This window comes from Micromonospora sp. MH33, assembly GCF_003013775.1.
Taxonomy (GTDB): Bacteria; Actinomycetota; Actinomycetes; order Mycobacteriales; family Micromonosporaceae; genus Micromonospora; species Micromonospora fulviviridis.
In genome coordinates, this window is sequence record NZ_MUYZ01000212.1 from 1 (window position 1) to 12305 (window position 12305).

Below are 12305 nucleotides of genomic sequence, written 5' to 3' on the forward strand. Positions count from 1 at the left end.
CGACCGTGGTGGACATCCTGCTGCCGGAGCGGCTCGGCGGCGACAGTCGGGGGCCCGCGCCGTCCGCCGCGCCGGAGCCGGCCGGGCCGCCGCCGGGCGAGGCCACCGCCGTCGCACCCGAGCTACCGGCCGGTGTCACCGCGCTCCGGCTGCTGACCCTGCTCGTGACCAGCCGGGAGGCGCCCGCGGACAGCCCGCCGTTACGGGTCGCGATCGACCGGCAGGACGGCCGGACCCGGGTGGCGGTGGTCGGGGCGTCGGCACCCGAGTTGGTGTCGGTGCTGTGCGAGCCGGACGGTGTCGCCCGATGGGATCCACCGGTCGGGGCGGTCCCGCCGACCGGTTACCAGTACCAGCCGTACCCGCGGGTCACGCTGGACCCGGCTCCCGGGGCAGCGCCGTGGCGGCCGGTCCGGCTGCCCGACCGGTCCGGCGCCGCCTGGCCGGGCGCAGCGGCCGGGGTGGACCGGATCCTGGTCGAGGGACCCGTGGACGCGCTGCGCGGGCTGCGGCTGCTGCACCACCGCGACCGGGTCGACGCCGACCTCGCGGCCCGGCTGCGCCGCTGGTCGGGTACTGCCGACGGGCCCCCGGACGCGGTCGTGCTGGTGCTGTCCGGGCCGGCCAGCACGGCGGAGTCGGAGTTCCTGACCGCCCTGCGGTCGCCAGGCGGAGACGGGTTCTCCCCGGTCACGATCGGCGCGCTGCGCGAGGGTACTGCCGCGACGGCCGGATCACAGCAGCAGCTGAGGTCGATGTGCGACGCGGTCGTGGACTGGCGTGCGGCCCCGGGCGGCGGTGCCGCGATCGAGGCGGCGCTGCGCGCCCAGGTACGCGCCTGGGCGGGGGTGATGACCGCCCGGTGGGCGCTGCGCGCACTGGCGGCCTGCCTGGCCGCAGGGCAGTTGGACGATTGGTTCGCCCGGGCGGTGGAGGCGGCCGTCGCGGGCGCGCACGAGGTGGCCGAGCTGGACCTGTTGCAGGCGTTGCAGGGCCGGCGGATCCGGCTGCCGCGCGGGCATGACGACGCGCTGCGCCTGCTCGGCGCGCACGGTCTGGAGTCGCGGTCCCGGCTCGGCCTGGCCGGCGACGCCGGCTCGGACCAGGTGGCCCAGGCCGCGAGCCGGGCGCTGCTGTTCTGGCGTACCCAGTCCATGGCGCCGGACGCGGGACCGGCCGGGCGCGGTGCGTGCGCGCTGCTGGTCCGGACGTGCGAGCGCCTGCTCACCGGCGGCGCTGACTGACCGGCGCGAGGCACGCACGGGCGGGTGGCTCGGAGGTACCGGCGGGACGGCTCAGCTCGCCACGAACCCGCTGACCAGCGTACCGGCGGTCGGGCTGGACCGTACCGTCAGCGTGCCGTCGACCGTGGCCAGACGGGCGGCGAGCTGACGCAGCGGCATCCGCCCGCCGGTGTCGAAGCCCGGCCCGGTGTCGGCCACCTTGAAGCTCAGGCCCCGGCAGGAGACGCGTAGCGTCAGCGTGACCGCGGCGCCCGGGGCGTGCTTGTGCGCGTTGCTGACCGCCTCCAGGCAGGTCAGGTAGACGGCGGTCTCCACCTCGGGCGGGTACCGGCGGTCGGCCAGTTGCGCGTCGATGTTCAGGGTGACCGTGTCGAGGGTGCCCAGCCGGGCGGTCAACGCGGTCACCAGGCCGTGGTCGGCCAACGGTGCCAGCAGGCCGGTCGCGGTGGTGTGCAGCACCTCCTCGGTGCTGGCCAGCAACTCCCGCAGCCGGTCGAGGTGCCGGGCCGCCTCAGCGGCGTCGCCGGCGCCCAGCTGATGCTCCACCATGGCCAGCGACATCTGCAACGCGACCATGTGATGCTGGGCGCCGTCGTGCAGGTCGCGCTCCAGCTGGTACCGCTGGTGCTCCATCTCGCCAGCGGCCCGCAGCCGGGCGTCGGCCAGCAGCAGATCGCTCTGGCCGATCAGCTTCTCGGCGTCGCCGGCGATCAGCTGGGCCTGGATGTCGCTGACCAACAGGCGGGTCGCCGCGTACAGCTCAGGCCATCGGAGCAACCGCTCGGCCGCCGCCGGCGGCTCGACCACGAGGTCGGCCAGGACCTGCTCGCCGTCGCACAGCTGGACCGGTGCCGCCCGGCTCACGGGTACCGCCTCGGCGCCGGTGGCGGTCCACCAGTACTCCTGCACGGTGTGTCCGGCCGTCGCGTCCGCGTCGTGGCCCGTCGGCAGGGGCAGCCACAGCGCGATGGTGACCGTGGCGGCCTCCAGGCACCCACCCAGCGCCCGGGCCAGGGCCTCGGCCTGTACTCCCGGCAGCGGCCGCCCCGGCAGGCTGTGTACCGCGTCGACCACCCGTGCCACATGGTCCGACGGACCCGGCACCGGGGGCGGTCCGTCGGTTCGCTGCGTCGAGCGGAGCATGCCGCTACTGTAGGCGACTCCGGCCGGGCCGGCCGGAGCCGTGGGCCGCGACGGGCCCACGCCACGGTCGCGTCCAACGGCTCACGCGGCGCAGAGCAGGTGGTTGGTCGTCGCCTTGCGGGCCGCCCGCAGCGCGTAGTGCACCCGGCTCTTGACCGTACCGACCGGCACCCCGAGCGTTTCGCTGATCTCGGCCGCGGTCCGGCCGTTGAGGTACGTCTCCACCAGCGCGGCCCGGTGCTCCGGCCACAGCCCGTGCAGCACCTGCTCGACCAGCAGGGAGTCCACCACGCCGGCCATCGGGTCCGCCGTGGCCACCTCGGCGGCGTTCTCGATGTCCACCTCGGTCGGCCGGGCCTTCTTCATGCGGTACCCGTCCATCACCAGGTTGTGCACCACCCGGCGCAGCCAGCCCAGCACCGACCCGTGGTCGCCGGTGAGCCGGTCCAGGTGCCGCCACGCCCGCAGGAACGCCTCCTGCACCGCGTCCTCGGCGCGCCCGGTGTCGCCGTCGGTCAGCCGCTGCGCGTACCGCAGCAGCGGCTGCTGGTAGGTGTCCATCAGTTCACGCAGGTAGGAGTCGCTCTCCGGCGCGCTGCTGGGTCGGTTGCTCTGCACTCGTTCGGCCATGCCATGACACTGCCGCCCGGGGCGGGTCGCTCGACATGGTGCGGCCCCTGCTCCCGCGGGTGCGAACCCGCGAGTTGGAGAGGGTTATCCCTACGCCCGGCGCTGGTACCCGCGGCCTCCGCCGCGCCGCCGCTGGTTCGCGCGTCGACCCGTGAACCCGACGGTGCCGCGATGCCGTGCCCCAGGTGGACGCCCTCGCACCCGGCGGCGGTACGGGCACGCGGCGACGGTCGTCCGGCACCGCCGCGACGACCGGCACCACGGTCGGGCGGCGGCGGCCCGAGCGACGGCGCCGTGGCGCCCTGACCGAAGAGGTGGGCATGGAGACGGACTTCCCGACGGTGGGTATCGGGCTCACGACGCACAACCGGGGCCCGCTGCTCCGTACCGCGCTGGAGGCGATCCGCAAGTACGCGCCGAGCGGTGCCGCGATCGTGGTGGTCGACGACGCCAGCGAGGAGCCGGTGGAGGAGGCGACGTACCGTTTCGACACCAACGTCGGCATCGCCCGGGCCAAGAACAAGTGCCTGGAACTGCTGGTCGAGCGGGGCTGTACGCACCTGTTCCTGTTCGACGACGACTGCTGGCCGATCGTGGACGGCTGGGAGCGGCCGTACATCGAGAGTGCCGAGCCGCACCTGATGTACATGTTCACCGACACCCCACTTGGCCGGCTGACCGACGCGGTGGAGATCTACCGGGACGCGGAGCTGCGGGCGTACACCCATCCGCGCGGCTGCATGCTCTACTTCGACCGGCGGGTGCTGGACCGGGTGGGCGGGTACGACACCCGGTACGGCCGGTGGGGGTACGAGCACCTGGACCTCTCCAACCGGATCTACAACGCCGGCCTGACCTCGTTCCGGTTCGCCGACGTGGTCGGCAGTGGAGACCTCATCTTCAGTTGCGACGAACGCACCAGGGTCGGCTCCAGCGTGTCCGACATCGAGCGCTTCACCCTGGTGCGCAATCTCAAGACCCGGTCGGAGGCGAGCTACACCTCGACCGAGTACCGCGAGTTCCGTACCGTCCCGGTCGGTGCGGCGGCGACGCGGAACGTGGTGCTGACCACGTACCTGACCGCGCAGCCCGACCCGCAACGCGGTGTCACCTGGACCCCGAACTACGCCGACCTGGCCGAGTTGCGCAGCTCCGTCGAGCGGCACGGGCAGCGGTTGGTGGTGCTGCACGACTGTTTCGACGACGTGCCGGACACCGACCTGGTCACGCACGTGCGGGTGACACCGGGCGGGGAGGGCGGCTCGCCGTACTTCCACCGCTGGCTGTGCTACTGGCGGTACCTGCGCGAGCACCCCGAGCTCGAGCAGGTGTGGTGCGTCGACGGCACCGACGTGGAGATGCTGCGCGATCCCTTCCCGGAGATGGACGACCGCCTGTACGTGGGCGACGAGCCATCGCCGCTGTGCATCCCGTGGATGGTGTACCAGCACGGCGGCAGCACCGAACTGTTGCGGTTCCTGTCCGACAACCGGGGTGTCCAGCTGCTCAACGCCGGGCTCACCGGCGGCCGGCGGGAGACGGTGCTGGAGTTCTGCCGGGACCTGTTCGAGTTCTGCGCCACCAATGCCCGGGAGATCGGCACGGTCGACATGGGGCCGTTCAACTACGTGGCCCGCACCTGGTACGCGGGGATGATCGTGCACGGCCGTCAGGTCAGCACGGAGTTCCGTAAGGAAGACCGGAGCAGCACGGTGTCGTGGTGGCGGCACAAGTAGGAGAATGCCGGCTGTGGCAGGCGTGAACCCTGCTGGCGCGCTGGGCGTGCCACAGATGAACCCTGGAACGGCGAAGGAGGGCGCGTGGACACGGACCTGGACGTGGCACCGGAGGTGACACGGGACGGCGAACCTGACGGTCAACGTGACGAGTCGATGCACGCGTTGCTGCTGCGGTTGGCCGGCTCGCTGCCGGACCGGGTGCTGACCGAAGCGCGGGACGCGCTGGCCGCCGGGCGGCGGCTGGACGTCGTGCAGGCGGTCGCTTTCGAGGCGGTCTCCCAGCCGCTGCAACTGGACAGCGACGAGATCGCGGCGCTGCGCGAGGAACTGGCACTCAGCGGCGGGGACCTCGACCTCGGTCTGGCGCTGGAGGAGCTGCGCGGGGAGCGCCCGCCGGCACCGTGGCAGTTCCTGTCCGACCTGCCGACCACGCAGGAGGAGCTGGCCTCGATGGTGCTCCCGCAGGACCGCAGCGCCGACCCGGTCGACCTTCTCGACCCGGTCGACCAGGCGTTGCTGGCCGCGGCGTCGGAGATGCCGAAGGTACGCGCGGTGTGGCGGGCGTGGCGGATGCCGTCCACCGCCCGCCCCTGGCAGGACCCGCTACGGGTGGTCGTGGTCAGCGTCGACGACGACATGGACTCCCTTCCGGCCGCCAGCGCCGAGCTACGACAGGTCATGGTCGAGGCCGGGGACGACGAGGCCCAGGTGGAGGTCTGCTGGGCCGGGGTGAACGCGCCGTACTACCAGACCCTGGCCCGCTCGTCCAGCTCCCTGCTGTGGGCGGCGCGACCGCCCGCGCCGGTGACCACCGCCCGACTCTTCGACGGCGTCGATCCGGAACGCGGCCCGTGGTTCGCCACCAACCGGCCGGTGGTCTCCGATGCCGGGGAACGCGACGCCCTGCTCGCCGCACTGGGCGACGGGGTGGTCATCGCGTGGAGCAGCGCGTCGATGCCCGACATCCTGGCCCCGGACCGGGGCGACGTGGTACCGATGCACCTGCGCACCGACGGGACCTGGCTGTGGAGCGAGGCGGTCGGTTACTACCTGGAACACTACGGCCTCGCGCCGGATCCGCAGTTGGTCGCGCACCTGACCGGGGACGAGCCCGTCGAGCCCCTGGACGAGATCTCCGTGCACCGTGCCCTGGTGCACCTGTGCCGGCCCGACGCCGAGGCGGTCGTCTGGCAGGCACCCGGTGCCGACGACGACCCGGTGGCACCGGCCGACGCCTCCCCGGCCGACATTCCGTCGCCCGACGGCCTGACGCCGGCCCACCCGAGGCTGCCCGACGTGGCGTCCGAGGCGAGGCCGGACGGCGGTACGCTCCGGCCGGTGTCGCCGTGACCGAAACGCTGGCCCTGCGGCAGCGGGGACCCCTGCCGTCGCCCCGGATGGTGTCGCAGCCGGGCCGGGGCGAACCGGTCGGGAAGCACGTGGCGCGGTACCTGCGACAGGCGTCGCAGGCGGTGGGCGCCGCGGTGGCGCGCATCCTGCCGGACGTCGGCGCGCGGGTGCCGGCACTCGATCCGGGGCCGTGGGAGACACCGGGATCGGTCACGCCCGGCCCGGCGGGTTGGTTCGCGCTCGCGGTCGAGGCCAGCCGGTCCGGTTTCCGGCTGGACGGCCGGCCGGTGGCCACCGTCGACCTGGCCCAGGCGATCTGGCACTGCCCCCGCTGGCGGGGTCGGCCGGTGCTGCTGGTCACCCAGGGGCCCGCGTCGGCCGACGGGCTCGGGCCGCTGCTGCACCAGCTCGCGGTCGACCTGGGGGCCCCGGTCTACGCCTCGGACGCCGGGATCCGCTTCACCTTCGGGCGCGCCGCCACGAGCGGGCTGTTCCGGTGCTGGCGTCCGGGCGGCGGGGACGTACCGGAGCCGGTGGGCAACGTGCTGCCCCCGCTGGGGCGGGTACGCGTCCGCCCCGCCCCGACCGGCCGGGTGCCCGTCCGCGACCGGCAGCCGCCGTCCCCGGTGCCGTCGTCCGCGACCACCGATCCGGGGACCGCCCCGTCGCCGGTCGACCCGGCGGACGCCCCGTCACCCGCTGCGGCACCCGAATCCGGGACCGATCTGCCCTCGCCGGCGGCGTTCGAGGTGCAGAGCCTTGCGCTTCCGGTGATCGAGATGCCCCGGCCCGACCTCGGCGTCCAGCGCATGGCGTTGGCGGAATTCGACGTGCCCCTGCTGGAGCTGGACACCCGCCGGCCGCTGATCGCCGACCCGGATGCCGCCACCCCGACCACGTCCGCCCCGACCGCGGCCACTTTGGCTGCGGTCACTTTGACTGCGGTCACGCCGGACACCACGGATGCGCCGGTGACCGCCCCGGACACCACGGATGCGCCGGTGACCGCCCCGGACACCACGCAAACCCGGACAACCGGCCAGGAGGCCGCCGATGCCCCGGCGCACGGCGCGGCCGTCGGTCCGCCGGCGTCACCCGCCAACCGGGGGGCGGCGTGGTTCGGGGTACGGGCCCGCACCGACGAGGCGGACCGGGAGCGGCTCCGTACCGTGCTGGGTTGGAAGTTCCAGGCCCACTCCCGGACAGTGGCCCGGGCGCTGTCGCTGCACCCGGGACTGCGCAGCGCGGTCGGCGCGCACGACGTGATGGCCGGGCTGGTCACGGTGCTGGCTCTGCTCGACGGGGTGGGCGAGCGGGTCAACGGCGCGCTGCGCGGTGGGGGTACGCCCGACGCGGACGTCCAGTTGCTGGCCCGGTGTGCCTGCGCCGGGCTGGAGCAACTGCCGGCCGTCGGGGGACCCGTCTTCGCTGCGCCACCCGCCGGCCTGGACGTCACCCGGTACCGCCCCGGGGAACTGCTGGTGGAGCCGGCGTTCACCACGGTGTCCTGCCACGCCGGCACCGAGGGCGACGCGGGCCGGTACGCGATCTGGTCGGCCACCGCGCGGCGGCTGGACCAACTGGGTATCGCGGACGGGGCGGGCGTACGGGCCGGGCGGGCAATGTTCGTCGCCGGTTCCCGTTTCGCGGTGCTCGGCGTCGACGAGGGGCCGGACGGTGCGCCGTACGTACTGCTGCGGGAGATCGTCTCCGGGCACCGCGACGTCGGACTCGACGAGCGGGTGGCCGGCAAGCTGCGCGACGCGCTCGCCGCCCAGCCGCAGCGCGCGGCGCCCGCGCCGCTGCCGTGGCCCCTCGGCTTCGCGGCCGGCGACCGCCCGTTCGCCCTCGAACCCGGAACGGGCGGCGCGTGATGTACGAGGAGACGGTCCCCGGCCTCCTCCGGTCCGACCCCGGCGGCCCGGCCCTGCCCGGCCCGCCCCACGCCGGAACCATTTCCGGCGGCAACACCCCCGGCGGCGACAGTCACCAAGGAGCGAACCCGTGACCACCAGCGTGCTGTCGGTGTCGGCCAGGGACACCGGATGCCTCACCGACATCTCCCGGGCACTGGAGTCGGCGGCGCCCGGCGACACCGTCGCGGTACGCCCCGGCGTGTACCGCGAGGCGCCGCTGTTCCGCCGGAACGTCGTGCTGGTCGCCGAGGACGGACCGGGCACCGTCACCATCGAGGTACCCCCGGGCGGGGCCATCCTGGCCGCCGGGGGCGAGATCCTGATCCAGGACATCGCCATCCGGGGCGGCGACGAGCGGATGCCGCTGCTCCAGGTGGCGGCCGGCCGGGTCCGCCTCGAGGCGTGCACCGTCGATGCCACGGCGGCGGCCGCGATCCACGTACGCGGTGGCACCGTGGAGATGCGTGGCGGCACGATCGGCAACTCCGGCGGGGCGGGTGTCGTCCACGAGGCCGGCGCGGGCGAGTACACCCGCGTACGGCTCAACAGCATCGCCAAGTGCGCGATCATGACGGCCGGGTCGAGCGCCCCGGTGTTCCGGGACTGCACGTTCACCGGGGTCGCGGAGGCGGCGCTCCTGGCGGTGGGCGCGAGCGCCCCGCGCCTGGAGGACTGCCGCATCGACGAGGTCGGCCAGTACGCCGTCGTCGCGCAGCAGACCGCCCGGCCGCACCTGACCGGGACCACGGTGTCCGGTGGCGAGGTCGGGCTGCTCGTCAGCGACCGGGCAACCCCGGTGCTGGAGCGCTGCGAGATCCGGGACGCCCGGGTGCACGCCGTGGTGACCATGGGGCAGGCGGCGCCCGCGCTCTCCGACACGCGCGTCATCCGGGCCCGCGGCCACGGCCTCGACTGCCGGGACACCTCCGCGCCGACGCTGACCAACTGCGAGGTGCGCGACTGCGGCGCGGCCGGGGTGGTGGTCAACGGCACGGCGACGCCGCACCTCACCGGCGGTGCCGTGGCGGACTGCGCCGACGCTGGCGTGTTCCTGACCGGCCGGTCGAGGGCGCGGCTGGACGGGGTCGGGGTACGTGACGTCCCCATCGGCGTGGCGATCGAGCAGGAAGCCGAACCGCAACTGCACAGCCTGACCATCGAGGGCGTCCGGTACGGCCTGCACGCGACCGGCGGAGCCGGCCGGTTCTCCAACGGCCAGGTCACCGGGGCACGGACCGTCGGGGCGAAGCTCGCCGACAGCGCGTCCACCCTGCTGTCCAACTCCCGCATCACCGGCTGCCGGGTCGGCGTGGAGGTGGCCGGGAACGCCCGGCCGACCCTGTCCTCGATGGCCGTGGAGGAGTCGGGCGGGGCGGGCGTGCTGACCGGCGGTCCCAGCGCGACCACCCTGTCCCGCAGCCGGATCAGCAGCAGTCGTGGCCCGGGGATCCGGGCCGGTGCCGGCAGCTCCGTCACCGCGACGGACTGCGAGATCGTGGGTAACCAGGGCCCGGGTGTCGTGGTGGAGACCGACGCGCCGGTGCGGCTCCACGGCGGGGTGGTGCGCGGCAACGGCGGCGTCGCCGTGGACGCGCCGAGCCCGACCGCCGCGGTCGAGCTGTCCGGCGTGGACACCGGTCACAACGGACGTCCGGTTTCCCTCCCGCCGCCCGGGGCCGGGCGGCGGGACGGGCCGGCGGCCGACGCCGCCCCGGAATCCGCGCCCGCCCCGACCGGAGGTGCCGGGCCGGGCGACACCCCGCCCGGAAACCTGTCCGATATCCGCCCGCCGGCCCCCGCGCCGTCCGTCGGGCCATTCGGTTCCGTGGTACCCGCCGACGGCGGTCCCGGCGCCGGCGCGCCTGGTGACGGGCCGCCTGGTGCCGGGACGCCGGGTGCCGGGACGCCGGGCGGTGGCGGGGAAGCGGACGGGCCGGTGGCCGCGTTGCTGCGCGAACTGGACGGGCTGGTCGGCCTGGCCGGCGTCAAGCACGAGGTGGCCACCCTGGTCGGGCTCAACCAGATCGCCAAGCGTCGCCGGGAGGCCGGGCTGCACGTACCGCCCATGTCCCGGCACCTGGTCTTCGCCGGGCCGCCCGGCACCGGTAAGACCACCGTGGCCCGCATCTTCGCCCGGATCCTGGCCACCCTCGGGGTGCTCTCCAGCGGGCAACTGGTCGAGGTGTCCCGCAGCGACCTGGTCGCCGAGCACGTCGGTGGCACCGCCGTGAAGACCACGGCCCGGTTCGAGGAAGCCCTGGGCGGGGTGCTGTTCATCGACGAGGCGTACACGCTCTCGACCGGCGGGGGCAGCGGCCACGACTTCGGTCGGGAGGCCATCGACACCCTGGTCAAGCTGATGGAGGACCACCGCGACGAGGTGGTCGTGGTGGTCGCCGGCTACACCCCGAACATGCGTACCTTCCTGGCCGCCAACCCGGGCCTGGAGTCCCGCTTCGCCCGTACCATCCAGTTCGACAGCTACGCCGACGACGAACTGGCCGAGATCGTCGAGCGGCTCTGCCGCGCCCACCACTACGCGCTGGAGTACGAGACCCGGCAGGCCCTGGTGCGCCATTTCAGCGACATGCCCCGCAACGAGACCTTCGGCAACGCCCGGGTGGCGCGGCAGATCTTCGAGGACATGCTGGGGCGTCAGGCGTACCGGCTGTCGACCAACCCGCAGGCCTCGGATCTCGACCTGGCCCGGCTGCTGCCGGAGGACCTGGGCGAACAGGCGGCGTCGCCGTCGGCGGCGGCCGGCGTGGCACAGGCCGTCCAGGACCTGCTCGGCAAGCTGAACGCGATGGTCGGCCTGGACGCGGTCAAGCGCGAGGTGAGCGACGTCATCGACCTGATCGCCTCCACCGAGGCCCGGACCCGGGCCGGCCTGCCCGCGCCGACGATCTCCCGGCACCTGGTCTTCGCCGGGGCGCCCGGCACCGGCAAGACCAGCGTGGCCCGACTGTACGGGCAGTTGCTCAACGCGATGGGTGTGCTACGCACCGGGCAGCTCGTCGAGGTCTCCCGGGCCGACCTGGTCGGCGAGTACGTCGGGCACACCGCCGTCAAGACCACCGACGTGTTCAACCGGGCGCGCGGCGGCGTGCTCTTCATCGACGAGGCGTACGCGCTGGCCGGCCAGGGCAACGACTTCGGTCGGGAGGCCATCGACACGCTGGTGAAGCTGATGGAGGACCATCGGGACGACATCGTGGTGATCGTGGCCGGGTACACCGGGGACATGCGCCGGTTCCTGGCCAACAACGTGGGCCTGGCCTCCCGGTTCAGCCGGCAGGTCCCGTTCGAGTCGTACACCGCCTCGGAACTGGTCTCCATCGTGCAGACGCTGGCCCGGGACAGCGGCTTCGACTTCAGCAACGACTGCCTCCCGGTGCTGTCGGAGCACTTCGACAGCCTGACCCGGGACGAGAGCTTCGGCAACGGCCGGTACGCCCGCCAGCTGCTCGAACGCACCATCACCAAGCAGGCCAACCGGTTGCGCGGCACCGCCGCGCCGACCGTCGACGACATGCGCCAGTTGTTCGCCGCCGACGTGCGCGCAGCCCTGGCCGCCTGACCCGCCTCCGTGGCGACGAGAGAAGGTGCCCGAAAGATGTCGGCAGTGAGTATGAGCGGTACGTGGCAGATCACCGTGGTGAGCAAGGAGTCCCTCTTCGCGCAGCGGCTGGTGTTCTCCGGCGACGTGCAGAAGACGCTCGAACTGGGGGCCGGGATGTCGGCGTCGGCGAGCGGGCGGCGCTGGCGGCTGCGGTTCGAACACAACCGGGGGGACGGCGTCTGGCGGCCGAACGTCTCGGTGGAGGCGGGGGCCATCGTCCGGTGCGGCAACGAGTTCCAGCGGTTGATCGCGACGAAGGACGTGTTCTGGAGTGGTGACCGTGGACACGACGACCTGAAGCTGCTGCTCACCCGGCCGGCGTCGGGGGGTGCGCCGGAGGAGGGCGTGGGCGGGGTGCCCTTCGCCGTCGGCGTCGACCTGCAGGGGATGCCGGACATGCCGGTGCTCCCGGCGATGGACGGCGCGGATGTGACGCCGGAGCGGCTGCGGTCGTACGATCGGCCGGGGTCGGCGGGAACGCCCCTGCGGAGACGGTCGTTCTGACCGCCGCCGCCCGCCGGCTCGCCCCAGCCGGCGGGCGGCGTCTCGCGGATCTCGCGGTGCGGAAAGTATCGATCTCGATCCCGGTCAACTTTTTCCGGCTCGCAGCCGTGTAACGGATGTGAGCACCAGACCTTTCCGGCGGCCGGCCCGCCGCAAC

The 12305-nt window shown here is 73.9% G+C and carries 8 protein-coding genes; 6 read left to right on the plus strand and 2 right to left on the minus strand.

Features of this window, described 5'->3' with window-relative positions:
* Positions 1–1244 (plus strand): hypothetical protein (locus B0E53_RS37850; protein WP_210406208.1); only part of this gene is annotated, 1244 nt, incomplete at its 5' end.
* Between the two features lie 51 nt (positions 1245–1295).
* On the opposite strand, the gene B0E53_RS25690 is transcribed toward B0E53_RS37850, so the two are convergent.
* Both B0E53_RS25690 and B0E53_RS25695 read right to left on the minus strand, forming a co-directional pair.
* The gene (locus tag B0E53_RS25690) at positions 1296–2387 is read right to left on the minus strand and encodes a histidine kinase (RefSeq protein ID WP_107078393.1); all 1092 of its coding nucleotides are present in this window, start codon (positions 2385–2387) and stop codon (positions 1296–1298) included.
* Between the two features lie 81 nt (positions 2388–2468).
* Entirely contained in the window at positions 2469–3017 is a 549-nt protein-coding gene (locus tag B0E53_RS25695; protein ID WP_210406209.1) for a sigma-70 family RNA polymerase sigma factor, read from the minus strand.
* 320 nt (positions 3018–3337) lie between these two features.
* Between B0E53_RS25695 and B0E53_RS25700 the strand changes: the two genes are divergently transcribed.
* From B0E53_RS25700 to B0E53_RS25720, 5 genes are all read left to right on the plus strand, one after another.
* Positions 3338–4753, plus strand: coding sequence for a galactosyltransferase-related protein (locus B0E53_RS25700; protein WP_146167761.1), 1416 nt, complete (start codon positions 3338–3340; stop codon positions 4751–4753).
* An 84-nt stretch (positions 4754–4837) separates the two neighbouring features.
* Positions 4838–6106, plus strand: coding sequence for a hypothetical protein (locus B0E53_RS25705; RefSeq protein WP_107078395.1), 1269 nt, complete (start codon positions 4838–4840; stop codon positions 6104–6106).
* Complete coding sequence (locus tag B0E53_RS25710) at positions 6103–7980, plus strand: hypothetical protein (RefSeq protein WP_107078396.1); 1878 nt, start codon at positions 6103–6105, stop codon at positions 7978–7980. Before B0E53_RS25705 ends, B0E53_RS25710 begins: the two co-directional genes overlap by 4 nt.
* Positions 7981–8110: 130 nt before the next feature.
* Positions 8111–11602: a right-handed parallel beta-helix repeat-containing protein gene (locus B0E53_RS40225; protein ID WP_146167762.1), complete on the plus strand. Its 3492-nt coding sequence runs from the start codon at positions 8111–8113 to the stop codon at positions 11600–11602.
* Between the two features lie 36 nt (positions 11603–11638).
* Positions 11639–12148, plus strand: a complete 510-nt coding sequence (locus B0E53_RS25720) for a hypothetical protein (protein WP_146167763.1) — start codon at positions 11639–11641, stop codon at positions 12146–12148.
* Positions 12149–12305: the final 157 nt, after the last annotated feature.

What these genes read in the sequence shown, in the direction of transcription:
- B0E53_RS25690 (WP_107078393.1), bottom strand. Translation starts at nt 2,387, where the DNA reads ATGCTCCGCTCGACGCAGCGAACCGACGGACCGCCCCCGGTGCCGGGT.
- B0E53_RS25695 (WP_210406209.1), bottom strand. Translation starts at nt 3,017, where the DNA reads ATGGCCGAACGAGTGCAGAGCAACCGACCCAGCAGCGCGCCGGAGAGC.
- B0E53_RS25700 (WP_146167761.1), top strand. Translation starts at nt 3,338, where the DNA reads ATGGAGACGGACTTCCCGACGGTGGGTATCGGGCTCACGACGCACAAC.
- B0E53_RS25720 (WP_146167763.1), top strand. Translation starts at nt 11,639, where the DNA reads ATGTCGGCAGTGAGTATGAGCGGTACGTGGCAGATCACCGTGGTGAGC.